25 protein-coding genes are annotated in these 23,084 nt (G+C 62.2%); 16 read left to right on the top strand and 9 right to left on the bottom strand.

Annotated features, from left to right (window positions below):
- The first annotated feature begins 57 nt into the window (after positions 1-57).
- The 4 genes from rpoN to ptsN all read left to right on the top strand — a co-directional run bounded on the left by rpoN (position 58) and on the right by ptsN (position 4,071).
- Entirely contained in the window at positions 58-1,617 is a 1,560-nt protein-coding gene (gene rpoN / locus RWJ89_RS31115) for an RNA polymerase factor sigma-54 (RefSeq protein ID WP_316031941.1), read from the top strand.
- A gap of 127 nt (positions 1,618-1,744) precedes the next feature.
- Positions 1,745-2,668 carry a DMT family transporter gene (locus RWJ89_RS31110; protein WP_316031940.1) on the top strand — a complete coding sequence of 308 codons (924 nt, stop codon included), beginning with the start codon at positions 1,745-1,747 and terminating at the stop codon, positions 2,666-2,668.
- A gap of 292 nt (positions 2,669-2,960) precedes the next feature.
- Complete coding sequence (gene hpf / locus RWJ89_RS31105; protein ID WP_020048217.1) at positions 2,961-3,536, top strand: ribosome hibernation-promoting factor, HPF/YfiA family; 576 nt, start codon at positions 2,961-2,963, stop codon at positions 3,534-3,536.
- 70 nt (positions 3,537-3,606) lie between these two features.
- Positions 3,607-4,071, top strand: coding sequence for a PTS IIA-like nitrogen regulatory protein PtsN (gene ptsN, locus RWJ89_RS31100; protein ID WP_221944537.1), 465 nt, complete (start codon positions 3,607-3,609; stop codon positions 4,069-4,071).
- 227 nt (positions 4,072-4,298) lie between these two features.
- Here ptsN and RWJ89_RS31095 read toward each other — a convergent pair whose 3' ends face one another.
- Entirely contained in the window at positions 4,299-5,198 is a 900-nt protein-coding gene (locus RWJ89_RS31095) for a ribokinase (RefSeq protein WP_221944536.1), read from the bottom strand.
- A gap of 104 nt (positions 5,199-5,302) precedes the next feature.
- Entirely contained in the window at positions 5,303-6,529 is a 1,227-nt protein-coding gene (locus RWJ89_RS31090; RefSeq protein ID WP_316029107.1) for a DNA recombination protein RmuC, read from the bottom strand.
- A 206-nt stretch (positions 6,530-6,735) separates the two neighbouring features.
- Here RWJ89_RS31090 and RWJ89_RS31085 point away from each other — a divergent pair, with 206 nt between their 5' ends.
- The 6 genes from RWJ89_RS31085 to truA all read left to right on the top strand — a co-directional run bounded on the left by RWJ89_RS31085 (position 6,736) and on the right by truA (position 11,361).
- Positions 6,736-8,232 carry a globin-coupled sensor protein gene (locus RWJ89_RS31085; protein ID WP_221944531.1) on the top strand — a complete coding sequence of 499 codons (1,497 nt, stop codon included), beginning with the start codon at positions 6,736-6,738 and terminating at the stop codon, positions 8,230-8,232.
- Positions 8,233-8,329: 97 nt separating this feature from the next.
- Positions 8,330-8,845, top strand: a complete 516-nt coding sequence (def, locus tag RWJ89_RS31080; protein WP_221944529.1) for a peptide deformylase — start codon at positions 8,330-8,332, stop codon at positions 8,843-8,845.
- Positions 8,846-8,910: 65 nt separating this feature from the next.
- Positions 8,911-9,171, top strand: coding sequence for a FitA-like ribbon-helix-helix domain-containing protein (locus RWJ89_RS31075; RefSeq protein WP_020048222.1), 261 nt, complete (start codon positions 8,911-8,913; stop codon positions 9,169-9,171).
- Positions 9,168-9,587, top strand: a complete 420-nt coding sequence (locus tag RWJ89_RS31070) for a type II toxin-antitoxin system VapC family toxin (RefSeq protein ID WP_221944527.1) — start codon at positions 9,168-9,170, stop codon at positions 9,585-9,587. Before RWJ89_RS31075 ends, RWJ89_RS31070 begins: the two co-directional genes overlap by 4 nt.
- Before the next feature lie 20 nt (positions 9,588-9,607).
- Entirely contained in the window at positions 9,608-10,543 is a 936-nt protein-coding gene (gene fmt / locus RWJ89_RS31065) for a methionyl-tRNA formyltransferase (protein ID WP_131662993.1), read from the top strand.
- Positions 10,543-11,361 (top strand): tRNA pseudouridine(38-40) synthase TruA, encoded by an 819-nt coding sequence (gene truA, locus RWJ89_RS31060; RefSeq protein ID WP_020048225.1) that lies wholly within the window; start codon positions 10,543-10,545, stop codon positions 11,359-11,361. The genes fmt and truA overlap by 1 nt, the downstream gene beginning before the upstream one ends.
- Before the next feature lie 6 nt (positions 11,362-11,367).
- Here truA and RWJ89_RS31055 read toward each other — a convergent pair whose 3' ends face one another.
- The 3 genes from RWJ89_RS31055 to dapD form a co-directional block, all read right to left on the bottom strand.
- Positions 11,368-11,964, bottom strand: coding sequence for a hypothetical protein (locus RWJ89_RS31055; RefSeq protein WP_020048226.1), 597 nt, complete (start codon positions 11,962-11,964; stop codon positions 11,368-11,370).
- Entirely contained in the window at positions 11,951-13,144 is a 1,194-nt protein-coding gene (gene dapE, locus RWJ89_RS31050) for a succinyl-diaminopimelate desuccinylase (protein ID WP_131662994.1), read from the bottom strand. Before dapE ends, RWJ89_RS31055 begins: the two co-directional genes overlap by 14 nt.
- A gap of 100 nt (positions 13,145-13,244) precedes the next feature.
- On the bottom strand, positions 13,245-14,105 hold the full coding sequence (dapD, locus tag RWJ89_RS31045) for a 2,3,4,5-tetrahydropyridine-2,6-dicarboxylate N-succinyltransferase (RefSeq protein WP_316031939.1): 861 nt from the start codon (positions 14,103-14,105) through the stop codon (positions 13,245-13,247).
- 193 nt (positions 14,106-14,298) lie between these two features.
- On the opposite strand from dapD, the gene RWJ89_RS31040 reads away from it, so the two are divergent.
- A complete protein-coding gene (locus tag RWJ89_RS31040) occupies positions 14,299-15,165 on the top strand; it encodes an LOG family protein (protein ID WP_077977714.1) in 867 nt (288 codons plus the stop codon).
- Positions 15,166-15,265: 100 nt separating this feature from the next.
- Here RWJ89_RS31040 and RWJ89_RS31035 read toward each other — a convergent pair whose 3' ends face one another.
- Together RWJ89_RS31035 and RWJ89_RS31030 are read right to left on the bottom strand one after the other, a co-directional pair.
- Complete coding sequence (locus tag RWJ89_RS31035; RefSeq protein WP_131662996.1) at positions 15,266-15,907, bottom strand: EF-hand domain-containing protein; 642 nt, start codon at positions 15,905-15,907, stop codon at positions 15,266-15,268.
- A 104-nt stretch (positions 15,908-16,011) separates the two neighbouring features.
- Positions 16,012-16,719, bottom strand: a complete 708-nt coding sequence (locus tag RWJ89_RS31030; protein WP_020048231.1) for a pyrimidine 5'-nucleotidase — start codon at positions 16,717-16,719, stop codon at positions 16,012-16,014.
- A gap of 102 nt (positions 16,720-16,821) precedes the next feature.
- Between RWJ89_RS31030 and RWJ89_RS31025 the strand changes: the two genes are divergently transcribed.
- Together RWJ89_RS31025 and RWJ89_RS31020 are read left to right on the top strand one after the other, a co-directional pair.
- Positions 16,822-17,898 (top strand): bifunctional transcriptional activator/DNA repair enzyme AdaA, encoded by a 1,077-nt coding sequence (locus tag RWJ89_RS31025; protein WP_316031938.1) that lies wholly within the window; start codon positions 16,822-16,824, stop codon positions 17,896-17,898.
- Positions 17,895-18,665 (top strand): isocitrate lyase/PEP mutase family protein, encoded by a 771-nt coding sequence (locus RWJ89_RS31020; RefSeq protein ID WP_316031937.1) that lies wholly within the window; start codon positions 17,895-17,897, stop codon positions 18,663-18,665. The genes RWJ89_RS31025 and RWJ89_RS31020 overlap by 4 nt, the downstream gene beginning before the upstream one ends.
- A 170-nt stretch (positions 18,666-18,835) precedes the next feature.
- On the opposite strand, the gene RWJ89_RS31015 is transcribed toward RWJ89_RS31020, so the two are convergent.
- Together RWJ89_RS31015 and argB are read right to left on the bottom strand one after the other, a co-directional pair.
- On the bottom strand, positions 18,836-19,984 hold the full coding sequence (locus RWJ89_RS31015) for an alpha-hydroxy acid oxidase (protein ID WP_077977395.1): 1,149 nt from the start codon (positions 19,982-19,984) through the stop codon (positions 18,836-18,838).
- Between the two features lie 69 nt (positions 19,985-20,053).
- Positions 20,054-20,941, bottom strand: coding sequence for an acetylglutamate kinase (gene argB / locus RWJ89_RS31010; protein WP_003556104.1), 888 nt, complete (start codon positions 20,939-20,941; stop codon positions 20,054-20,056).
- Positions 20,942-21,084: 143 nt separating this feature from the next.
- Between argB and RWJ89_RS31005 the strand changes: the two genes are divergently transcribed.
- The 3 genes from RWJ89_RS31005 (at position 21,085) to RWJ89_RS30995 (ending at position 23,016) form a co-directional block, all read left to right on the top strand.
- A complete protein-coding gene (locus RWJ89_RS31005) occupies positions 21,085-21,624 on the top strand; it encodes a sigma-70 family RNA polymerase sigma factor (RefSeq protein ID WP_131639887.1) in 540 nt (179 codons plus the stop codon).
- Positions 21,621-22,340, top strand: coding sequence for an anti-sigma factor (locus RWJ89_RS31000; protein ID WP_131639886.1), 720 nt, complete (start codon positions 21,621-21,623; stop codon positions 22,338-22,340). The genes RWJ89_RS31005 and RWJ89_RS31000 overlap by 4 nt, the downstream gene beginning before the upstream one ends.
- Before the next feature lie 121 nt (positions 22,341-22,461).
- Entirely contained in the window at positions 22,462-23,016 is a 555-nt protein-coding gene (locus RWJ89_RS30995; RefSeq protein ID WP_316031936.1) for a fasciclin domain-containing protein, read from the top strand.
- Positions 23,017-23,084 lie beyond the last annotated feature (68 nt).

Below are 23,084 nucleotides of genomic sequence, written 5' to 3'. Positions count from 1 at the left end.
TGAAGCCTTGATCGGACGCGGTTTCCCGGAGGAATCGAGGGGAGTTTCGCGTCCGTCATGGCACTGTCCGCCAATCTTTTCCTGCGCCAGACCCAGTCTTTGGTGATGACACCGCAACTGATGCAATCCATCCAGTTGCTGCAGATGACTCATTTCGAACTCAACCAGTTCATCGCCCTTGAAGTGGAGAAGAACCCGCTGCTCGAATTTCCGTCGAATGACGGCGAGGCGGGCGGCGAACGCGGCGATGCCGAAGATGGAGAGTATGCTCATCAGCCCGAGGATGCCGGCTCCGACGATGGCTACGACAACCGCGCCGAGGCGCTCTCCAGCGACTGGTATGACAATGGCGGCAGCGCCAGCACCAGCCGGCTGACCGACGAACTCGACGCCAATTACACCAATGTCTTTCCTGATGACGGTGCCCCGCAGCGCCTCGATGCGCCGGAGCTCGTCAGCCAGTGGAAGTCGATGCCGGGCAGTGGCGAGGGCGCCGACTACGATCTCGACGATTTCGTCGCCGGCCAGGTGTCGCTGCGCGATCATCTCGCCCAGCAGATCCCCTTCGTCCTGCCTGACATGGCCGACCGGCTGATCGCGCAGAATTTCGTCGACCAGCTCGACGACTGCGGTTATCTGCAGGCCGATATCGTCGAGGCGGGCGAGGGGCTGGGCACGAGTCTCGCACAGGCCGAGCGCGTGCTCGCCACCCTCCAGAGCCTTGATCCGCCGGGTGTTTTTGCCCGCAGCCTCGCCGAATGCCTGGCAATCCAGCTCAGGCAGATGGACCGATACGACCCGGCCATGCAGGCTCTGGTCGAAAACCTCGAACTGCTGGCCCGGCGCGATTTTGCCACGCTGAAGCGGCTCTGCGGCGTCGACGAGGAAGATCTTCTCGACATGCTCGGCGAGATCCGTCAGCTCAATCCGAAGCCCGGCAGCGGCTTCGAAGCGGGTGTTTCCGAAGCGATCACGCCGGATGTAGTCGTCAGGTCCGCCACGGACGGCAGCTGGCTGGTCGAGCTCAATCCGGATACGCTGCCGCGCGTGCTGGTCAACCAGTCCTATTTTTCCCGTGTGACGAAGAACGGCGAGGACCACGCCTTCCTCTCCGATTGTCTGCAGAGCGCCAACTGGCTGACGCGAAGCCTCGACCAGCGGGCAAAAACCATCATGAAGGTGGCAAGCGAAATCGTCCGCCAGCAGGACGCCTTCCTGCTGCACGGCGTCGATCACCTGCGCCCGCTGAACCTGAAAACGGTCGCCGAGGCGATCAAGATGCATGAATCCACCGTCAGCCGCGTCACGTCGAACAAATATATGCTGACGCCGCGCGGCCTCTTCGAACTCAAATATTTCTTCACCGTCTCGATCAGCGCCGTTGCCGGCGGCGACAGCCATTCGGCCGAGGCCGTGCGTCACAAGATCCGTGCGCTGATCCTGCAGGAGAGCCCGGAGGCGGTGCTTTCCGATGACGATATCGTCGACATGCTGAAGAAGGGCGGCGTCGATCTCGCCCGCCGCACCGTTGCGAAATACCGGGAGGCAATGAACATCGCCTCTTCGGTCCAGCGCCGCCGCGAGAAGCGGGCGCTCGCCAAGGTCGCAGGCTTCTGACGCAGCAATGCTTCGACCTGGATCGAAGCATCCGGCCCGCAAATCCCGTTATTCCTCTCCAGCGCCACGCGTCTTTTCAGACGCGCAACGGCTGCAACCCTTTGAATTGTCTTCAACGAACATCGAAATGCCGACCATGACGCCGCATAATTCCAACCTTGCCAGGGAGCTTTTCCTGCTGCTGGTGCTGGCGACCCTCTGGGGTTCCTCCTACAGCTTCATCAAGATCGGCGTGGAAACGATCCCGCCGATAACGTTGATCGCCGCCCGCACGCTGATTGCCGGTGGCATTCTGCTGGCCGTCCTGCGCCACCGGCGTGTCCGTCTGCCGCGCGATCGTACTATCTGGCGGCGGTTTTTCGTTCAGGCCTGCCTGAACAGTGTCGTCCCTTTCACGCTGATCGCCTGGGCGGAACAGTCCGTCGACGCCGGATTGGCAGTGATCCTGAATTCGGCAACGCCGATCTTCACCTTCCTCCTGGCCGTGCTGATCACCCGCCATGAGCAGGTGACGCTGCGAAGGCTTTTCGGCGTCATGGCCGGGCTTGCCGGTATCTGCCTCGTCATCGGCGTCGAAGCGCTCGGCGGTCTCGGTGAAAACCTGATGGCGCAGCTTGCCATCATCCTGGCGACCATTTGTTATGCAGGTGCCGCGATTTTCAGCAAGAACTTCAAGGGGCTCGATCCCGCAGTGCCGGCGGCCGGCTCGTTGATTTCAGGCGCGGTCATTCTCTTGCCGACGAGCCTCGTCGTCGATCGGCCGTGGGAACTCGATCCTTCGGCGGCATCGCTGCTGGCGCTGCTGGCCCTCTCCGCCTTTTCGACGGCGCTTGCCTTTGTGATCTATTTCCGCCTCGTCCAGACGCTGGGTTCGGTTGGAACCACCGCGCAAGCCTATCTCAGAGTGCCGATCGGTGTTGCGATCGGCATCGTCTTTCTCGGCGAAAGGCTGAGCCCGACGGCCTGGATCGGACTCGTCTGCGTCATATCGGGTGTCGCCGCCATGACGATCCCCGCAGGAAGGGGCGCAACGCAAGCGCGAAACGCGTAAAGTGGATGGGGTGACGATCGGCGGTATGCCCTGGCCGATAAGGTATCCGCCACACGTTTACCGAGCGCTACCGATGGTGATTCTGCGCCCTATTGACTTTTCGGCAAGCTCTGGCTAGAAGCCCGCCGCAATCGACGCCGTGAACGGCGTCTGGAGTTATCCCCAGCATCAGAAGGGCACCAAGGACCCGCAGGCCTAAGCCGATCTTGCTTGAGATTGTGCGAAGTGCTTGGATGAACCTGAGGCTTGGCGTAAACTGATACCCGCAAACGACCATAAGAAGGGAAACTCCATGAGTGTGCGTGTATCCGGGAAACATATGGAAATTGGTGAATCCTTCCGTCAAAAGATCGAGGACCAAATTGGTATGGCCATCACGAAATACTTCGACGGGGGATATTCCGGCCAGGTGACCGTGGAAAAGGCGAGTTCTCGTTACTCGGCGGATTGCAAGCTGCATCTCGACAGCGGGGTAGTGCTGCATGCAGCCGGCGAGGCGACCGACCCGCAATTGGCTTTCGACGCCGCCTCCCAGCGGATCGAAAAACGGCTGCGGCGATACAAACGCAAGCTGAAGGACCATCACGCCGGAAGCCATCTGAATGGTTTTGCAGAGGTCTCCTACACGGTCATGGATTCCGTTCCTGATCACGATGATGAAATCGCCGACGATTTCTCTCCGGCGATCGTCGCTGAAAGCACGAAGCAGCTGAAGACCATGTCGGTTGCGACCGCCGTGATGGCGCTCGATATGACCGACGAGCCGCTTCTCCTGTTCCGCAGCCCCGGCAAGGAACATCTGAACATCGTTTACCGTCGGCACGACGGAAATATTGGCTGGATCGATTCAGCCAGTATCAAAGGCTGAGATCAGGGTGGTGAGCGGCGGTATTGCCGCCGCTCCTTGGATTTGATCCCGGCGACAGAAGGAAAAAGAAATGGCATTGGCAGATTTGCTCCATCAGGATGCGATCATTCCCGCCCTCAGAGTAAATTCCAAGAAACAGTTGCTTCAGGAATTGGCTGCAAGAGCCTCCAGGATCACCGGGCTTTCCGAACGGGAGATTTTCGACGTCATCCTGCAGCGCGAACGCCTGGGCTCGACCGGAGTCGGCAACGGCATCGCCATTCCTCACGGCAAGCTGGGAAACATCCATTCGATCGTCGGCATCTTCGCCCGGCTGGAGCAGCCGGTCGATTTCGAGGCGCTGGACGACCAGCCTGTCGATCTCGTGTTCCTGCTGCTTGCGCCGGAGGGCGCGGGCGCTGATCATCTCAAGGCTCTGTCGCGTATCGCCCGCGTGCTGCGCGATCACGATCTGGTGGCCAAGCTGCGCGCCACCGATTCCGCCTCGGCGATCTATGCCTTCCTTAACGAACAGCAGACGTCGAACGCTGCCTGACGCGCGTCGCGCGATTACGCATTAATTCTCGAATGCAAAAGGCGCCGGGTCTCCCAGGCGCCTTTTGCATTGAAGAGACTGAGCGGAACTTGTCGAGCTAACCCGGTGCAGGCAGGCGGATGAGGGGCTGCCGGCACCGCGTTGACCCATCGGGCCACAGTCTCCGGGGTCCCATCACTATACGAAACAGCCCATCGGCGCCTGTCGCCGTCCATCCGTTCAAGATTTCATATCCTGTCTGCGACTTCTTCACACAAGGGGATCGAAGGTTGCGCTCCGGCCTTGAGGCAGGCGAGCGAACCGGCGACTGCCGCACGGCGCAGCGCCGAGACAAAATCGAGGCCGTCGTCGAGGCTGGCGGCGAAATAGCCGCAGAAGGTGTCTCCGGCGCCGACCGTATCGATAGGTTCGATCTTGAGACCCTGCGCCCTTGAAATCGCCCCGTCACGAATGGCGATGACCCCGTCGGCGCCGAGCGTCACGATCAGCGTCTGGCCCGTCTCCGCATGCAGATGCACAAGGGCTGCCTCCCGCGCTTGCGCGTCCATGCCCTCCTGCCCGGCGAGCCGCTCGAACTCGGTCTCGTTGGCAATGACGATATCGGCAAGCCGGCCGAGACGCGGCGCATCGGGGATCAGCGGCGCAAGGTTGAGGATGCTGGTGACGCCCTTGGCGCGGGCCGCCGACAGCGCGCCTTCGACGGCAGCAGCCGGCACTTCAAGCTGCAGCATCAGGATATCTCCTTCGTTCATGCGGCCGATCGCCGTCTCGGCATTGGCAGGCGTGACGAGGCCGTTGGCGCCGGGAACGACGGCAATCATGTTTTCGCCGTCGCCGCCGACAAGGATCAGCGCCGTGCCGGTGGGACCGTCGACATGGTTGACGAGAGAAAGATCGGTGCCTGCATCATCGAGCAGGGCCAGCGTATCCGCAGCAAAGGCATCCTTGCCGACGGCGCCGGCCATATGCACATAGCGGCCGGCGCGCCGCGCTGCCAGCGCCTGGTTGGCGCCCTTGCCGCCGGCGGCCGTGGCAAAGCCGTTGCCCGCTACCGTCTCGCCGGGCTTCGGCAGGCGCTCGGTCGTGGCGATAAGATCCATGTTGATGGACCCGAAAACTGTGATCATGAATGTGTCCCGTCTTCTGGAGCATGATGCCGAAAAGTGTGAGCGGTTTTCGGACGACATCATGCTCCTACTGTTTCATGCGGGCGAGACACTGCCCGAAGCGGTCACTCCTCGTCAACCACCCGCAGCTTCAGAAGACCGGTGCGGCTTTCCACCGTTTTGGCCGCGGCTTCGCCGTCGCGGGCGGGCTTAGCATCGCCGCCGCCGGCCTCGAATTCCAGCGCTTCGATCCTGGCGCCGCGTTTGGTGAGCTTGTCGGCTGACGTGACCACCATGTCGATATCCTTCTGCGCCATGGCGAAATGGCCTTGCAGTTTGCGCACCCGCTCATCGAGGCGGCTGAGGTCGTCCATCAGGATCGCCACCTCGCCCTGGATCAGATGCGCCTGCGCCCGCATGCGCTGGTCTTTGAGCACGGCCTGGATGACCTGAATCGACAGCATCAGCAGCGACGGTGAGACGATGACGATGCGTGCGCGGTGCGCCTTCTGCACCACCGGCTCGAAATGCTCGTGGATCTCGGCGAAGATCGATTCGGACGGCACGAAGAGAAAGGCCGTATCCTGGGTTTCCCCCTGGATCAGATATTTCTCGGAAATGTCCCTTATATGAACCTCCATGTCGCGGCGGAACTGCTGGCCGGCGATCTTGCCGGCCTCGGGGCTGCCGGCGTCGCGGATCGCATTCCAGGCTTCGAGCGGAAATTTCGCGTCGATCACCAGCGGCGGCGCGCCGTTCGGCATGCGGATCGTGCAGTCCGGCCGCGAACCGTTGGATAGCGTCTGCTGAAAGGCGTAGGCGCCCATCGGCAGGCCGTCGGCGACGATCGTTTCCATCCTGGACTGGCCGAAGGCGCCGCGCGTCTGCTTGTTGGACAGAATGGCCTGCAGCCCGACGACATCCTTGGCAAGCGTCTGGATATTGTTCTGCGCGGCATCGATGACCGCCAGCCGCTCCTGCAGCCGCTGGAGGTTCTCATGCGTCGATTTGGTCTGCTCCGTGATCGTCGAGCTGACGCGCTGCGACATGCCGTCGAGGCGTTGGCTGATCGTCTGGTTGAGTTCGCTCTGCCGCGCGCCGAAGACCTCGGTCATCGCCGCGATGCGGCCCTGCATCTCCGCCTGGATCTTCAAAAGCTCGGCCATGCGCGCTTCGTTTTCCTGAGCACGAAAGCTCGCTTCCTCCGCCTGCTCGCGGCGAAGGCTGGCGCCGCGCAGCAGAAGCACGATTACCAGCAGGGCGAGGGCGGCGAGAACGCCGCCGACAAGCGCCAGCATGGCCGGGTTGATCGAGGCAAGGGCAAGGGCGAGCGATTCGGAATGGACGGTCATGTCGCAAGCATAACAGAAGAAATGGCGATATATAGATCAAAACGTGAACGGAATGAGCCGCCCTCAATATCCTCGCAAGCGACCGCTCTTCCTCGCTCGGGGAGAAGAAATCGCCCTCCGATTTAACGATTGCTCAACCATATTGGCCAAAACCTGCGGCGCAGAAATTCCTTCCCGCGTGCGTCGCGCCAAGTACAGAGATCTCCATGACCGCCCAGCAGAACGACAGTGCCCTCAGGCAGCGCCTCGATTTCATCGAACTGGATGAGGCGGCGCGCAAGTCGATGCGGGATCTGCGCCCTGTCATATCAGAGCTGATCGGCGGCGCCCTCGATAAATTCTACGCCAAGATCGCCAAGACCCCGGCTGTCGCAGGCTTCTTCGCCGATAAGAACCATGTCGGCCATGCCAAGAAGCGCCAGCAGGATCATTGGGCCAATCTTGCCGGCGGCGCGTTCGACGAGAGCTATGTCGACGGCGTGACCGCGGTCGGCCGCACCCATGCCCGCATCGGGCTGGAGCCGCGCTGGTATATTGGCGGTTACGCCATCGTCATGTCCGAGCTCGTCAAGGGCATCATGGAGAAGCAGTGGCCGTCGATCTTCGCGCGCCGAGAGGGCAAGGCATTGGCCGAGAAACTGTCGGCCGTCATCAAGGCTGGCATGCTCGACATGGATTATTCCATCTCGGTCTATCTCGAGACGCTCGAAGCCAAGCGCCGTGCCTTGGAAGAGGAGCGTGCTCAGGCCGAATCCGATCAGGCGATCGCGCTGGAGCAGCTGCGCCGCGGTCTCGAAGCGCTGTCGAACGGCGATCTCGAAGCCACCCTGCCGTCCGACCTGCCTGGCAATTTCCGGCAGATGGCCGAGGACTACAACCGCGCCGTCAGCGCCCTTCGCCAGTCCTTTGCCTCCGTGCGCGAGACCTCCGGCCATATCATGAGCGGTGCCGACGTCATTTCCAATGCGACCAACGATCTGGCGCTGCGCACTGCCCAGCAGGCGGCAGGCGTCGAGGAGAGCTCGGCCGCTCTGCAGCAGCTGTCCGTCAGCGTCGGCCAGACGGCCGCCAATGCAGAAAAGGCGTCGGACGCCGTGCGCGAGACGCAGCAGAAGGCGAAGAACTCCGGCGAACTCGTCACCAGCGCCGTCTCGGCGATGGCCGGCATCGAGAAATCCTCGACCGGGATCTCCAAGATCATCGGCGTCATCGATGAGATCGCCTTCCAGACCAATCTGCTGGCGCTGAACGCCGGCGTCGAGGCGGCCCGTGCCGGCGATGCCGGCAAGGGTTTTGCCGTCGTCGCCCAGGAAGTCCGCCAGCTCGCCCAGCGCACCGCGGAAGCGGCCAAGGAGATCAAGAACCTGATCTCGCAGAGCTCGACCCAGGTCAATCAGGGCGTCGGCATCGTCTCCAGCACCGGCGAGGCGCTGAACGACATGATCAGCCGCATCGACATCATCAACCGGTTCGTCGCCGATATCGCCGCCGCTGCCCGCGATCAGGCGACAGGCGTCAACGAGGTCAGTATCGCCGTCCGCAACATGGGTGCGATCACCCAGCAGAATTCGGACATGGTCGAGCACTCCTCGGCGGAAACCCGCCGCCTGAAGGACGAGGTGGAGACCCTGATCGAGCTGCTGCGGCGTTTCCGCGCCCGGCCGGAGGGCCGCTCTGCCGGTGCCGCTCGACAGGCTGCCTGAGGCCAATATGGCGAAATTCCAGGCGGGGACGCAAAAAAGCGTATTCCCCGCCTACCGGATAATTCCATAGTCGGAAAAGATGGGTTATGGGAACGCCATGACCATCAAGCCACTCATCATTCTTCCCGATCCCGTTCTCCGCCAGCTGTCCAAGCCGGTCGAGCGGGTGGATTCCGACCTGCAGCGTCTTGCCGACGATATGCTGGAAACCATGTACGACGCGCCAGGCATCGGCCTTGCCGCCATCCAGGTCGGCGTGCCGCGCCGCATGCTCGTCATCGACATCTCGCGCGAAGGCGAGGAAAAGCAGCCGCAGGTCTTCATCAATCCTGAGATCCTCACATCCTCCGACGAGCGCTCCGTCTATGAGGAAGGCTGCCTTTCGATTCCGGATTATTATGCCGAGGTCGAGCGCCCGGCCACCGTCTCGGTCAAGTATCTCGACCGGAACGGCAAGGAACAGACCGTGGAAGCCGACGGCCTGCTCGCCACCTGCCTGCAGCACGAGATCGACCACCTGAACGGCGTGCTGTTCATCGATTACATCTCGCGGCTGAAGCGGGAGATGGTGATCAAGAAATTCACCAAGGCGGCGAAGTCCAAGGCGCTCTGACGCTGCGTTGAAAATTCACCGTCGAGGCACTATGATATCACTGATATCATAGTGGAGGTGCCGAAATGGGCGACCTGCTTATTCGAGACGTTCCGGATGCGATGAAGCGGCAACTTCAGGAAAGCGCGCAGCGCAATGGCCGCAGCCTTTCGGAAGAGGCGATCGAAATCATGCGCCGACAGATTGCGGCGCAGCGCTCAGGAGCTTCCGCCGGCCAGCGCCTGCGCTCGCTGATGGGTGACGAAAGATTGAGCGAAGATGAAGTGGAGGCCATAGCCGCATCTCGGCACGAACGCGACCGCGAACCGCCGCGCTTCGACCCATGATCGTTCTCGATACGAATGTGATTTCCGAAATGCAGGGGAGGACCCACAGCGATCGGATATTGAACTGGCTGGACGCCTACGACGTCGAGGCGCTTTTCCTGACGACGATTGCCGTCGCGGAAATGCGTTACGGTCTTGAACTCCTTGATGATGGCAGGCGAAAGACAGCGCTGGTGTCCGACTTCAATCGAATCGAGTCGGAATTTGCCGGCCGCACACTCGGTTTTTCCCTGAGTGCTGCACATCGCTACGGCCTGTTGGCCGCCGAACGCAGAAAGGCGGGGCGGCCGATGGAAACGAAGGATGCTATGATTGCCGCCATCTGCCTTGCAAACGGCGCGACGCTTGCGACCCGCAATAGCCGAGATTTCGAAGGGCTTGATCTCAAGCTCGCAAACCCGTTTGAAGACGGTTGATCCTCAGTTGGCGAGATAAAATGTCTCTTCGCATCATCTTCATGGGAACCCCGGAGTTCTCGGTTCCGACCCTGCGCCTGCTCGTCGATGCCGGCCACAGGATTGTTGCGGTTTATACGCAGCCGCCGCGGCCGGGTGGGCGGCGCGGCCTCGATCTGCAGAAATCGCCGGTGCATCAGGCGGCCGAACTGCTCGGCCTGCCGGTCTTCACCCCGGTCAATTTCAAGGACCCCGAAGAGCGCGAGAGGTTTCGTGGCTTCAATGCCGATGTCGGCGTCGTCGTTGCCTACGGGCTGTTGCTGCCGGAAGCGATTTTGAACGGCACCCGCGATGGCTGTTACAACGGCCATGCTTCGTTGCTGCCGCGTTGGCGGGGTGCGGCGCCGATCCAGCGGGCGATCATGGCCGGCGACGCAAAGACCGGCATGATGGTGATGAAGATGGACAAGGGTCTGGATACCGGCGCCGTCGCACTAACTCGCGAGGTCGAGATCGGCCCAAACATGACAGCTGGCGAGCTGCACGATCGGCTGATGCTCGTCGGCGCAAAGGCAATGGCGGAGGCCATGGTGAAACTCGAAATGAACGACCTGCCGCTGACGCCGCAGCCGGGAGAGGGCGTGCTTTACGCCGCCAAGATCGACAAGGCCGAGACCCGCATCGATTTCGCCCGCGATGCGCGGGAGGTGCACAATCACATCCGCGGCCTCGCGCCATTCCCGGGGGCCTGGTTCGAGCTTGAGATTGGTGGCAAGCCGGAGCGGGTAAAGGTGCTCGGGTCCGAACTGGCTGAAGGTCAGGGTGCAGCCGGGCAATTGCTGACGGATGATCTCGTGGTCGCTTGCGGCTCGGGCGCTGTGCGGCTCACCAGGCTGCAGAAGGCCGGCGGCAAGCCGCTGGCGGCGGCCGATTTCCTCAGGGGCACGCCGCTTGCGGCGGGCACGAGGCTTTCCTGATGCCGCGTTTCCGCATGACCGTCGAATATGACGGCGGCCCCTATGTCGGCTGGCAGCGGCAGGAGAACGGTCCCTCGGTGCAGGGAGCGATCGAGGCCGCGGTGCTGTCGCTGACCGGCGAGACGGTGTCGGTCCGCGGCGCCGGACGCACCGATTCCGGCGTCCACGCCATGGGGCAGGTGATCCATGCCGATCTTTCGAAGGACTGGTCGCCCTACCAGCTGCAGAATGCCTTGAACGCGCATCTGAGGCTTGCCGGCGAGCGCGTCTCCATTCTCGACGTCGAGGCGGCTGCCGAATTCTTCGATGCCCGCTTTTCGGCGCTGCGGCGCCATTACCTCTATCGCATCGTCAGCCGCCGGGCGCCGCTGGCGCTCGAAGCCGGCAAGGCCTGGTGGGTGCCGAAGGTGCTCGATCACGAGGTCATGCATACCGCTGCCCAGAGGCTGGTCGGCCGGCACGATTTTTCCACCTTCCGCGCCGCCCATTGCCAGGCAAACAGCCCGGTGCGCACGCTCGACCGGCTGGATGTGACGCGCAACGGCGAGCTGATCGAGATCCGCGCCACGGCGCAGAGTTTTCTTCACAACCAGATCCGTTCCTTCGCCGGCACGCTGAAGCTCGCCGGCGAAGGCAAATGGACGCCTGATGATGTTGAGGCCGCGCTTGAAGCGCGCGACCGCAAGGCCTGCGGCCCCGTGGCGCCGCCGGACGGGCTCTATTTCATGCAGGTGGATTATCCCGACGTCATCCCCGATCGCCGAAGACTGGTCGCCGATACCGATGCCAATGACGGGAATGCTGACGATCCCTCGTAAACCTGCTCAGACGGGATAGATGCCGAGGAAGTGCTGCAGATATTCCGAAAGGATCATCGATGGCACGAGCAGCACCAGTGTCAGCGCCCCGGTCATGAGCGCATGACCATGGCAGATCATCCGGAGAATGCGCGCCAGCACGAAGACCTGCGCCAGCATGAAGGCGAGCAGCAGCAGCGAGACGAGGCCGACGGATCCCGGCAGGAAGAACACCAGCGCCAGCAGCAGCCCGTTGATATAGGAAAGCGGCACGCCGAGCCAGTTGATGCTGACGACGACGGGCGCGAAACGCTCGCCCATGCGGAAGGCAAGCAGCAGCAGCCCGGCAAAGATCAGCGGCACGAACCAATTGGCGACCTCGACGAGGCCGAGCCTGAAATAGAAGGCAAAATCGACATCGGCTTTCGGCGGCATCGATCGCAGGAAGGCCTGTCGCCACCAGAGCCAGGAAATACCCATCGGCGGCAGGCACCAGAGCATCGCCCAGAACGAGCGGTTGACGCCGCGCTCCGACATGTCGAGGTAGCGGAAGCCGCGCGGATCCAGCCGGATCAGCAGCCAGAGGCCGGCCAGATAATATTGAACTTCCCTAAAGCCCGGCATTGGCGAACCAGCGGGCGATGAAGGTTTCGTAGATCGCCGTCAGCGTCTCCAGATCGGCGACAGCGACCCGCTCGTCGACCATGTGCATCGTCTGGCCGACGAGGCCGAACTCGACGACCGGGCAATAATCCTTGATGAAGCGCGCATCCGACGTGCCGCCGGTGGTCGACAATTTAGGCGACTGGCCGGCAACGCTTTCGACGGCCGATGACAGCGAGGCGATCAGCGCATTGTTGCGCGTCAGGAAGACATGGCTCGGCCGGTCGGCCCAGGTGATATCGTAGGCCACCGGTTCGCGGCCCGGCCGCAACGCGCCGTTGCCTGCGGCGGCTTCCAGACGGCGCAGGATTTCGGCACGCAGCGTTTCGACGGTCCAGCTGTCGTTGAAGCGGATGTTGAAGCTTGCCGATGCTTTGGCCGGAATGACGTTGGTCGCCGGATTGCCGACGTCAACCGTGGTCACTTCGAGGTTCGACGGCTGGAAATCGTCGGTGCCGCCGTCAAACGGCGGGTCCATCAGCGCCTGCGTCAGCTGCAGCATGCCGCGCACCGGATTGTCGGCAAGATGCGGATAGGCGGCATGGCCCTGCACGCCGCGAACGGTGATTTTACCCGACAGCGAGCCGCGCCGGCCGATCTTGATCATGTCGCCGAGCCTGTCCGGATTGGTCGGCTCGCCGACAAGGCAGGCATCCCAGCGCTCGCCGCGCTCGGCCGCCCATTGCAGCAACTTGATCGTGCCGTTGATCGCCGGGCCTTCTTCGTCGCCGGTGATAAGAAAGGAGATCGAGCCCTTGGGCGGCCCGTTTTTCTCGATATGGCGGGCGACGGCGGCGACGAAACAGGCGATGCCGCCCTTCATGTCGACGGCGCCGCGGCCGAAAAGCTCGCCCTTCGAAATCTGGGCCTCAAAGGGCGGATGCGTCCAAGCGGCTTCGTCGCCGACCGGCACGACATCGGTATGGCCGGCAAACATCAGATGCGGACCGTCCTTGCCGAGGCGGGCATAGAGGTTTTCGATGTCGGGTGTTCCCTCTTCGCTCGCCTTCACCCTGTCGACCGTAAAGCCGAGCGGCGCAAGCATCGCCTCCAGCGCCGTGAGCGCGCCGCCTTCGGCGGGCGTCACGGACGGGCAGCGAATCAGCGTCTGGAGATTGGCGACGGGGTCGGTAGCGGTCATGGCGGTCGAACTATCCGGCGGGAATGGCAAAGACATGGCAAGGCGGGGCCGCCTCGCGTAAAAGACGCCGTCTGTTTACCGGATCAACGTCCCGGTGTCATCAATCTCTGAGCAGCTCGTTGATGCCGGTCTTCGAGCGGGTCTTTTCATCGACGCGCTTGACGATGACGGCGCAGTAGAGATGCGGCGCCGGCTGGCCGTTGCCCATCGTCGCATTGCCCGACGGCATCGAGCCGGCGACGACGACGGAATAGGGCGGCACTTCGCCATAGGTCACCTCGCCGGTGGCGCGGTCGACGATCTTGGTCGACTTGCCGATAAAGACGCCCATGCCGAGCACCGAGCCTTCGCGGATGATGCAGCCTTCGACCACCTCGGAACGGGCGCCGATGAAGCAATTGTCCTCGATGATCGTCGGGCCCGCCTGCATCGGCTCCAACACGCCGCCAATGCCGACGCCGCCGGAGAGATGCACATGTTTGCCGATCTGCGCGCAGGAGCCGACCGTTGCCCAGGTATCGACCATCGTGCCTTCGCCGACATAGGCGCCGAGATTGACGAAGGAAGGCATCAGGATCGCGTTCGGGGCGATGTAAGCCGAGCGGCGCACGACGCAGTTCGGCACGGCGCGGAAGCCGGCGGCGCGGAAGTGGTTCTCGCCCCAGTTTTCGAACTTTGAAGGAACCTTGTCCCACCAGGTCGAGTTGCCCGAGCCGCCCTTCACCACGTCCATGTCGTTGAGCCGGAAGGACAGCAGCACGGCCTTCTTCAGCCACTGATTGACCGTCCAGGCACCGTCTGAGCTACGTTCGGCGACACGGGCCTTGCCGGCATCGAGCAGATCGAGCGCTGCTTCGACGGCATCGCGAATCTCGCCCTTCGTCGACGTGTTCACATTGTCGCGATTGTCGAAGGCGGCTTCGATGATCTTTTCGAGGGATGCGAGGTCGGTGGCGCTCATGAGAATTCCTTAAACTTCGATCTTTATCGTGGAGACGGCGGGGTCTCCGGAATGCGGTTGGCGGGGATGTATCCTGCTCTACAGCATGAACCCGTAGAACGGAATGATTTTTCCGACAAGATCATATCTGGATTCAAGGCGTTATAGCGACATATCCGGCTTCGTAGCCGGCAATACTGAAAGGCATTTCGACATGGCGAAGGGACGAAACGGCGGTTCGCGGCGCAAGGATGGCGTATGGGACCCGCTGAAGAGCAGCTCGACCGACAGGCAGCGCGCCGAAGCCGTGCCGAAGACGCCGCAGACGATGTCGCCTGCCTATCGCCTTGCCTATGTCGACGAGGATTTCCTCTGCCGCGAGGAATTGCGGCCGATCCGCCTGCAGCTGGAGCTGTTGAAGACGGAGATGATGCTGACCGAACGCGGCATCAAGTCGACCGTCGTCATGTTCGGCGGCGCCCGCATTCCCGCTCCCGGCCAGAGCGCCTGGGCAGCCCGCAACGATATCCAGCGCATCAACCTGGAGGCGGCGTCGGTCTATTATGACGAGGCGCGCAAATTCGCCCGGCTCTGCTCGAAATATTCGGCCACCTTGAATTTCCACGAATATGTCATCGTCACCGGCGGCGGCCCCGGTGTGATGGAGGCGGGCAATCGCGGCGCGGCCGACGAGGGTGCGCCGTCGATCGGCCTCAACATCGTGCTGCCGCACGAGCAGGCGCCGAACGCCTATGTGACGCCGGAGCTCAGCTTCAACTTCCACTATTTCGCCATCCGCAAGATGCATTTCATGGTGCGCGCCAAGGCGATCGCGGTCTTTCCGGGCGGCTTCGGCACGCTCGACGAATTCTTCGAATGCCTGACGCTGATCCAGACCGGCCGCATGGAGCGCCTGCCGCTGATCCTCTTCGGAGAGACGTTCTGGCGGAGGATCATCAATTTCGAGGCATTGGCCGAATTCGGCACGATCGCGCCCGACGATGTCAAGCTGATCAGCTTCGTCGATACGGCAGAAGCGGCATGGAAGATCGTGCAGGATTTCTACGAACACCGCGAGTAGGGGCTCAGGCGGGCCCTTCGGCCGAACGACACGCATTCACAATTCCTCCCGCTCCTTCCACCGGTGCGGGAAGGGAGCGGGAGGAACAGTTCGTGCGGCCTTACAGAAGCGGTCGGTCCGGCATGTCGTCGATCGAGATGACGCCGTCCTTGTTGCGGTCCATCCGCGCAAACAGCTTGTCGAAGGCGGCTGTGGCTTCCTGTTTGGAAATCTGGCCGTTCTGGTCGGTATCGATCCGTTGCATCATCAGCGAGGCGCGCATGAAGTTGCCGCCATGGCGCATCCAGCGATGTCCGTCACGACCGTCGTGGCCGTTGCGCGGCGGCCGTCCCTGGTCATTGTTGTCGGCGGTTTCAGGTGCCGTGGGTGCGGCGTTCGCATCCTTGTTTTCGCCGGCCTCCTGCTTGCGCTGATCTCTCATCGCCTGCATCTGCGTTTGCCGGTACGTACGGATTTCACCCGGTGTCAGCGAACCGTCCTTGTTGGTGTCGATCGCAGCGAACATCTTGTCGATGCCTGCGGTCGCCTCGTCCTTGGAGATCTGTCCGTCCTTGTTCGTGTCGGATTGCTTGAGCATGCGGACATAGGTGATTTCGCGGAAGGCAGCGGCGCCCGGACCGGGCCGGCCCATGCCGGCATGCTGGCGCGGTCCGTCGCCCGGCGCGGCAAAGCCTGCCCCGGCGGCTGCGCCGAAGATGAGGGTGGAGGAAAGCGCTGCCAGTATCAGCTTGTTGCGGTACATCGTGTTTGCCTTTCGTAAGGTGTCCCTTCACGAAAGAAGATATGACCGCAGGCTCGCAAGACCCAGTTAAACATCGGTAAGCTGAGTGAAAACTTGGTAATGCTTTAGCCGGTAATCTTGCCGAGAAAAGCGGCGAGGTCGTCGGTGACGAAATCGATGTGATCCTCATCGCCGCTGGTCTTTTCCCACCATTCGACGACCGTCTCTTCCAGATTGCGCGGCACCAGCAGTACGGTCTGCATGCCGAGCGCCTTCGGCACCGTCAGGTTGCGCGGCAGATCCTCGAACATAGCCGCCTTCGTGGTTTCGACCCGCTTCAGCGCCGTGAATTTGTCGTAGGTCGCCTGCGCCGGCTTCGGCACGTAGTCGGCAGCGACGATATCGAAAATGTCGTCGAAATGCTCGAGGATGCCGAGCGCCTCCGCCGTCATTTCGGCATGCTTGACGCTGCCATTGGTGAAGATGAACTTGCGCCCCGGCAGCGCCTTGATCGCCTCGCCGAGTTCCGGCTGCGGCGTCAGCGCCGTGTAATCGATCGCATGCGCCTTTTCGAGGAAATCGTTCGGGTCGATGCCGTGATGGATCATCAGGCCCTGCAGCGTCGTGCCATGCTCGAGGTAATATTGCTTCTGCAGCTTGCGCGCCTCTTCCCGTTCCATCTGCAGGAGTGCCGCGACATAGGCGGTCATGTTCTTGTCGATCTGTGCGAAGAGATTGACATGATGCGGATAGAGCGTGTTGTCGAGGTCGAAGACCCAGTCGGTGATGTGCTGGAAATCGGCTCTATCAGGCGTGCGATCGATCTTGTTCATGGCGGTCTTATGGCACGGCTGATCCGCCAAGGAAATCGGCAAGAAGGAATAGACGCCCGATTTTCGGCGGACGGCGCAGGCACGGAATGCTAGAAAGCGGTCATGCTTTTCGAACGCCCCGATGACGATACGCTCTATGACGCCCTGATCGCACGCAGTGCCGATTATGAGGGCCAGGCCTATGTTTGCGTCAAGACGACAGGCATCTTCTGCCGCCTGACCTGCCCGGCGCGCAAGCCGAAGCGGGAAAATACGCTCTTCTTCGACACGATCGCCGCCTGCATGCATTCGGGCTTCCGCCCGTGCCAGCGCTGCAGACCGCTGGAGCAGCCGGGCAGGGAGCCGATCGTCGACGAGCTGCTTGCTGCACTCGACCGCGAGCCGCAGCTGCGCTGGACCGAGGATGAGCTTGTGCGCCGCGGCCACGATCCTTCGACCGTGCGCCGCGCCTTCAAACGCGGGCTCGGCATGACCTTCCACGATATAGTGCGATATCGCCGGCTGGGAGAGGCGGCCCGGCAACTGGCCGACGGCGCGCGCGTCATCGATGCGCAGCTCGATGCGGGATATGACTCCCCAAGCGGTTTCCGGGCGGCTTTCCAGCGGCTGGTCGGCAAGGCGCCGGCGCTGTCGCAGAACCGCGAACTGCTCTTTGCCGACTGGTTCGACACCCCGCTCGGTCCGATGGTGGCCGTTGCCGACAAGACGCATCTGCATCTTCTCGAATTCCACGACCGTAAGGCGCTGCCGACCGAGCTCGAGGCGCTGCAGAAGCGCGTCCGCTCGTCGGTCGCGATCGGCCGCACCCCGGCGATCGACCAGATCGCGGCGGAGATCCGGGATTATTTCGAAGGGCGGCTCACCGTCTTCAAGACGCCGTTGGCGCTCGGCGGCACGCCCTTCGAAAAACATGTCTGGGCAAAGCTCATGGAGATTCCTGTCGGCCAGACGCGCGCCTATGGCGATCTTGCCAGGGAGATGGAAAGGCCGGAGGTCGTGCGTGCCGTCGGTCGCGCCAATGGCGCCAACCAGCTTGCCATCATCGTGCCCTGCCATCGGGTCCTCGGGGCGGATGGTTCGTTGACCGGCTATGGCGGCGGGCTCTTGCGCAAGCAATGGCTGCTGCGGCATGAAGAGAAGATCAGAGCACAAGCACCCAACATGGAGGAGACTGCATGAACCAGAACGAAAAGGCCCAGGCATTCGGCGCACTGCACCGCAAGGGCGACCCGGTTGTTCTCTACAATATCTGGGATGCCGGCACGGCCAAGGCTGTCGCCGACGCCGGCGCCAAGGCGCTTGCGACGGGAAGCTGGTCGGTCGCCGCTGCCCATGGTTATGCCGACGGCGAGAAGCTGCCGATGTCGGTACTGGTGGAGACGGCGAAATCCATCATCGCTGCCGTCGACCTGCCGCTTTCGGTCGATTTTGAAGGCGCCTATTCGGCCGAGGCTGAGGGTGCCGCCGCCAATGTCGCCAAGCTGGTGGAGGCCGGCGCCGTCGGCATCAATTTCGAGGATCAGGTGGTCGGCGGCGATGGCCTCTATCCCATCGAGAGGCAGGCGGCCCGCATCAGCGCCATTCGCGCCATGGCCGAAGGGAAGGGCGTCCCCTTCTTCATCAACGCCCGCACCGATCTCTTCCTGGCCGAGAGCGATCTTTCCAAACATGCCGGTCTGGTGGAAGAGGCGATCGAGCGCGGCAAGGCCTATGCGGCCGCCGGCGGCAGCGGCTTCTTCGTCCCTGGTTTGATCGATCCCGCCTTGATCGAAAAGATCTGCGCGACATCGCCGCTGCCGGTCAACATCATGATGCGGACAGGCGCCCCGGACGTGAAGACGCTGGCAAAACTCGGTGTCGGCCGCGTCAGTTATGGTCCGGGGCCTTACCGGTCAATGATGGAAAAGTTGAAGCAGGAGGCTGCGGCGATTTATAGCCCGCTCTGACGTCGAAAGCCCGAGGGCCGCAGATCTAAAGCATGTCGGGCAAAAGTGTGCAGCGGTTTGCGACAACGGCACGCGTAAAAACAAAGAGCTAAAGCGCGACGAGCGAACCCGAAAGATCGCGACGCGCTTTAGTACGAAAGGCTGCGGCCTGAAATGAAATCCCGTTCCGCTCAGGAACGGAAGCGCAGATTCCGCCGGCTGAGCTGGCTGACCGAGGTGCAGCCCATCAGCTTCATGCCGCGCTCGATCTCGGTGCGCATCGTCTCCAGCGCCCGTTCGACGCCGGGCTGTCCGGCAGCGGCAAGCGGGAAGAGATAGTAGCGCCCGAGCCCGACGGCCTTCGCCCCCAGCGACAGCGCTTTAAGAACATGCGTTCCCCGCTGCACGCCGCCATCCATCATCACGTCGATCCGATCGCCCACGGCGTCGACGATCTCGGCCAGCTGGTCGAACGCGCTGCGCGAGCCGTCGAGCTGGCGCCCGCCATGATTGGAAAGCACGATGCCGCTGCAGCCGATCTCGGCCGCGCGCTTGGCGTCTTCCACCGACATGATGCCCTTAAGGCAGAATGGACCGCCCCATTCGCGCACCATCTCCGCCACGTCGTCCCACGACATCGAGGGGTCCAGCATCTCGGTGAAGTATCGGCTGATCGACAGCGCGCCGCCATCCATCTTGACGTGGTTTTCGAGCTGCGGCAGCCGGAAGCGCTCATGCGTCAGCCAGTCGATTGCCCAGGAAGGCTTGATCGCAAACTGGGTCATGCCGGCAAGATTGAGCTTGAAGGGAATGGCAAAGCCCGTGCGCTTGTCGCGCTCGCGGTTGCCGCCGGTGATGCTGTCGACCGTCAGCATCATCGCCTGCACGCCGGCATTTTTCGCTCGCGCCATCATCTCGCGGTTGAGGCCGCGGTCCTTGTGAAAATAGAACTGATAAACCTGCGGCCCGTTGCTGATCTGTCTCGCTTCCTCCAGGCTGATCGTGCCGAGCGAAGAGACGCCGAACATCGTGCCGTGTTTTGCCGCCGCTGCCGCGACCGCCCGCTCTCCCTGGTGGTGGAAAAGGCGCTGCAACGCCGTTGGTGAGCAATAGATCGGCATTGCGAGCTTCTGCCCCATGACGGTCACCGACATGTCGACATCGGCCACACCGCGCAAGACGTCGGGCACCAGATCGCAGGCCTCGAAGGCCGCTGTATTGCGCCGGTACGTCACCTCGTCATCGGCGCCGCCGTCTATGTAGTCGAATATCGGCCCGGGAAGACGCCGTTTGGCCATGCGCCGGAAATCGTGAAAATTATAGCAGTCTGTCAGGCGCATTTCGTTCCTCGATACCCTGTTTCCGTGCCAGGAAGATCCGCCCTTCACAAGTGAAGGGCGCAGCCTCGTTCAGGGAACGATCAGCGTTCCGACGCCGTGCTCGGTGAAGATCTCCAGCAGGACGGAATGGGCGGTCTTGCCGTTCAGGATGACGACACCCTGCACGCCGGCCTTGATCGCATCGATGCAGGTCTCGACCTTCGGGATCATGCCGCCGGAAATCGTGCCATCGGCGATCAGCGCATGTGCTTCGGCGACGGAAAGCTCCTTGATGAGCTGGCCGTTCTTGTCAAGCACGCCGGGCACATCGGTCAGGAACAGCAGCCGGGTGGCGTTCAGCGCGCCGGCAATAGCGCCGGCGAACGTGTCGGCATTGATATTGTAGGTGGCGCCGTCGCGGCCAGGCGCCACGGGGGCGATGACCGGGATCATTTCGGAGCGGGCAAGCAGATCGAGCAGCGTCCGGTCGACCTCGACCACTTCGCCGACGAAGCCGAGATCGAGCACGCGCTCGATGTTCGAATCCGGATCCTTGATGGTCTTGCGCGCCTTTTCGGCGAAGACCATGTTGCCGTCCTTGCCGCAAAGGCCGATCGCCCATTCGCCGGTCTGGTTGATGAGCGCGACGATTTCCTTGTTGATCGAGCCGGCGAGCACCATCTCGACGATCTCGACCGTTTTCTGGTCGGTGACGCGAAGGCCGCCCTCGAATTTTGATTCGATGCCCATCTTGCTCAGCATGGCGCCGATCTGCGGGCCGCCGCCATGAACGACGATCGGATTGACGCCCGATTGCTTCAAGAGCGCGATGTCGCTGGCAAAGGCCTTGCCGAGCTCGGGATTGCCCATGGCGTGGCCGCCATATTTCACGACAATCGTCTTGTTCTCGTAACGCTGCATGAAGGGCAGTGCCTTGGCCAGAAGCCGTGCCTGCATTTCGCTTTCGGTTTCGTTCATGGGAACCCCGCAGAATTGTTCGCGGCCTTTTATCGCAAGTTTCTGACAGAGGGAATAATCCAGAGGTCAATAGTTTTTCGTATCTGTCGCGGAGCCGGACGTCGTTACCGTCTGGCGCAGGCAAGCTTGAGATGAGGAACGGCATGCAAGGCGATGAGATCGCAGACCTGATCGGCCGCGTCGCACTCGGCGATCGCAGGGCTTTCGTGGCTCTCTACAGTCAGACCGGACCGAAACTTTTCTCGATCTGCCTGCGTATCTTGAAGGATCGCACGGAAGCCGAAGAAGCCCTGCAGGAAGTCTATATCAGCATCTGGCAACGCGCGCGCAGCTTCTCCGTCGCCTCGGGTTCGTCCTCGGCATGGTTGGCCGCGATTGCCCGCAACCGGTCGATCGATGCGCTGCGGGCGCGCAGGCCCGTCGCCGACGAATTGGACACGGTCTACGATCTTGCCGATGCCGGACCCGACCCGGAAATGCAGACGGTGACCAAGGATGAAGGAAGGCGGATTGACACCTGCATGGAAGAGTTGGAAGCTGATCGTGCGGTCGCGGTGAAACGGGCTTATGTCGAAGGGCTGAGCTATCAGGAACTGGCCGATCAGTTTGGTGTTCCGCTGAATACGATGCGGACCTGGCTCAGGCGCAGCCTCTTGAAACTGAGAGAGTGCATGGAACGATGACATCGCCCGACAAAAGCAAGGGAGACCGCTCCCGCGACGAGGTTCTCGCCGGCGAATATGTGCTTGGCGTCCTGTCGCTGCAGGATCGCCGGGTGGTGGAGGAGCGCATACGCCACGACCGGCCCTTCGCTGCGATCGTCAGCCGCTGGGAAACCAACCTCTCCGCCTTCAACGACGAGTATGAAGGCGTTGCTCCGAACCGGGAAACCTTCAAGCAGATCGAGGCGCGGCTTTTCGGCGATGGTCAAAAGCCTCCATCCTTTTCTCAAGGGCTCTGGAATTCCGCGGTTTTCTGGCGCTCGCTGAGCTTCGCCTGCATCGTCGTCGCCGTCAGCGCCGTCATCTTTGCCTCCGGCGTGGTGCCCGAGCCACAGGGGCCGGCACCGCTGGTGGCCTCGCTTTCGGGCCAGAACAGCACCATCAATCTTCTCGCCTCCTACGAGCTTCAGAGCGGCCGGCTGAAAATCGTTCCGATCGCCGCCGGCAAGCCGGAGGAGAAGTCGCTGGAACTCTGGCTGGTGCCGGGCAGCGGCATGACGAGATCGCTCGGCGTCTTCCAGCCGGGCGAAAGCGGTGAACTCGTCATTCCCACCGAACTGCGCAGCATGATAGCCGATGGCGCAACGCTTGCCGTCAGTCTCGAACCCTTTGGCGGTTCGCCCACCGGCCAGGCGACTGGTCCGGTGATCGCAAGCGGTCCCTTGCGCCGGCCATAATCGCGCCGGCCGTAAATTATGTCTCCTCTCTGAAACTCTTGGCGCCGCCTTCCGTAGTTCAAAATGTCCGGACGACGCTGAGGCATAAAGCCGGCGGACGGTTTCCGGTGAGGAGAAAATCATGCTCAAGTCCGTATTGCGCGGCTTCGCGCTTGCCACCGCCATGTCAGCCGTCGCCTTCGCCGCCGCGAAAAACCCGACGGTCGGCGGTGCGGCGATGTTTGATAGCAAGAACATCATCGAGAACGCCGTGAACTCCAAGGATCACACGACGTTGGTCGCAGCCGTCAAGGCAGCCGGCCTGGTCGGCACCCTCGAGGGTAAAGGCCCCTTCACCGTCTTCGCGCCGACCAACGAAGCTTTCGCCGCGCTACCGAAGGGCACCGTCGATACGCTGCTGAAACCGGAAAACAAGGCAACGCTGACCAAGGTTCTGACCTGCCACGTCGTTGCCGCCGATGCGATGGCCAAGACCGTTGCCAAGATGATCAAGGATGATGGCGGCGAGCACGACATCAAGACCGTCGGCGGCTGCGTGCTGAAAGCCAAGGAAAACATGGGCAAGATCACCCTGACCGACGAAAACGGCGGCGTCTCCCATGTGACAATCGCTGACGTCAAGCAGTCGAACGGCGTCATCCACGTCGTCGACAAGGTGCTGCTGCCGAAGATGTAAGCCCGTTCGTATCGGTAGACGCATCGGGGCGCCTTCCGGGCGCCCCAAACACATAATGATGAGGTGGC

This window comes from Rhizobium sp. 10PS4 (genome assembly GCF_032464805.1).
GTDB lineage: Bacteria > Pseudomonadota > Alphaproteobacteria > Rhizobiales > Rhizobiaceae > Rhizobium > Rhizobium laguerreae.
Note: the sequence above shows the minus strand (reverse complement) of the source record. Positions and strands in the feature narration are given on the sequence as shown.

Excerpts from the sequence above, each read along its gene's own strand:
- rpoN (WP_316031941.1), top strand. The coding sequence starts at position 58 with ATGGCACTGTCCGCCAATCTTTTCCTGCGCCAGACCCAGTCTTTGGTG.
- RWJ89_RS31110 (WP_316031940.1), top strand. The coding sequence starts at position 1,745 with ATGCCGACCATGACGCCGCATAATTCCAACCTTGCCAGGGAGCTTTTC.
- hpf (WP_020048217.1), top strand. The coding sequence starts at position 2,961 with ATGAGTGTGCGTGTATCCGGGAAACATATGGAAATTGGTGAATCCTTC.
- ptsN (WP_221944537.1), top strand. The coding sequence starts at position 3,607 with ATGGCATTGGCAGATTTGCTCCATCAGGATGCGATCATTCCCGCCCTC.
- RWJ89_RS31095 (WP_221944536.1), bottom strand. The coding sequence starts at position 5,198 with ATGATCACAGTTTTCGGGTCCATCAACATGGATCTTATCGCCACGACC.
- RWJ89_RS31090 (WP_316029107.1), bottom strand. The coding sequence starts at position 6,529 with ATGACCGTCCATTCCGAATCGCTCGCCCTTGCCCTTGCCTCGATCAAC.
- RWJ89_RS31085 (WP_221944531.1), top strand. The coding sequence starts at position 6,736 with ATGACCGCCCAGCAGAACGACAGTGCCCTCAGGCAGCGCCTCGATTTC.
- def (WP_221944529.1), top strand. The coding sequence starts at position 8,330 with ATGACCATCAAGCCACTCATCATTCTTCCCGATCCCGTTCTCCGCCAG.
- RWJ89_RS31075 (WP_020048222.1), top strand. The coding sequence starts at position 8,911 with ATGGGCGACCTGCTTATTCGAGACGTTCCGGATGCGATGAAGCGGCAA.
- RWJ89_RS31070 (WP_221944527.1), top strand. The coding sequence starts at position 9,168 with ATGATCGTTCTCGATACGAATGTGATTTCCGAAATGCAGGGGAGGACC.
- fmt (WP_131662993.1), top strand. The coding sequence starts at position 9,608 with ATGTCTCTTCGCATCATCTTCATGGGAACCCCGGAGTTCTCGGTTCCG.
- truA (WP_020048225.1), top strand. The coding sequence starts at position 10,543 with ATGCCGCGTTTCCGCATGACCGTCGAATATGACGGCGGCCCCTATGTC.
- RWJ89_RS31055 (WP_020048226.1), bottom strand. The coding sequence starts at position 11,964 with ATGCCGGGCTTTAGGGAAGTTCAATATTATCTGGCCGGCCTCTGGCTG.
- dapE (WP_131662994.1), bottom strand. The coding sequence starts at position 13,144 with ATGACCGCTACCGACCCCGTCGCCAATCTCCAGACGCTGATTCGCTGC.
- dapD (WP_316031939.1), bottom strand. The coding sequence starts at position 14,105 with ATGAGCGCCACCGACCTCGCATCCCTCGAAAAGATCATCGAAGCCGCC.
- RWJ89_RS31040 (WP_077977714.1), top strand. The coding sequence starts at position 14,299 with ATGGCGAAGGGACGAAACGGCGGTTCGCGGCGCAAGGATGGCGTATGG.
- RWJ89_RS31035 (WP_131662996.1), bottom strand. The coding sequence starts at position 15,907 with ATGTACCGCAACAAGCTGATACTGGCAGCGCTTTCCTCCACCCTCATC.
- RWJ89_RS31030 (WP_020048231.1), bottom strand. The coding sequence starts at position 16,719 with ATGAACAAGATCGATCGCACGCCTGATAGAGCCGATTTCCAGCACATC.
- RWJ89_RS31025 (WP_316031938.1), top strand. The coding sequence starts at position 16,822 with ATGCTTTTCGAACGCCCCGATGACGATACGCTCTATGACGCCCTGATC.
- RWJ89_RS31020 (WP_316031937.1), top strand. The coding sequence starts at position 17,895 with ATGAACCAGAACGAAAAGGCCCAGGCATTCGGCGCACTGCACCGCAAG.
- RWJ89_RS31015 (WP_077977395.1), bottom strand. The coding sequence starts at position 19,984 with ATGCGCCTGACAGACTGCTATAATTTTCACGATTTCCGGCGCATGGCC.
- argB (WP_003556104.1), bottom strand. The coding sequence starts at position 20,941 with ATGAACGAAACCGAAAGCGAAATGCAGGCACGGCTTCTGGCCAAGGCA.
- RWJ89_RS31005 (WP_131639887.1), top strand. The coding sequence starts at position 21,085 with ATGCAAGGCGATGAGATCGCAGACCTGATCGGCCGCGTCGCACTCGGC.
- RWJ89_RS31000 (WP_131639886.1), top strand. The coding sequence starts at position 21,621 with ATGACATCGCCCGACAAAAGCAAGGGAGACCGCTCCCGCGACGAGGTT.
- RWJ89_RS30995 (WP_316031936.1), top strand. The coding sequence starts at position 22,462 with ATGCTCAAGTCCGTATTGCGCGGCTTCGCGCTTGCCACCGCCATGTCA.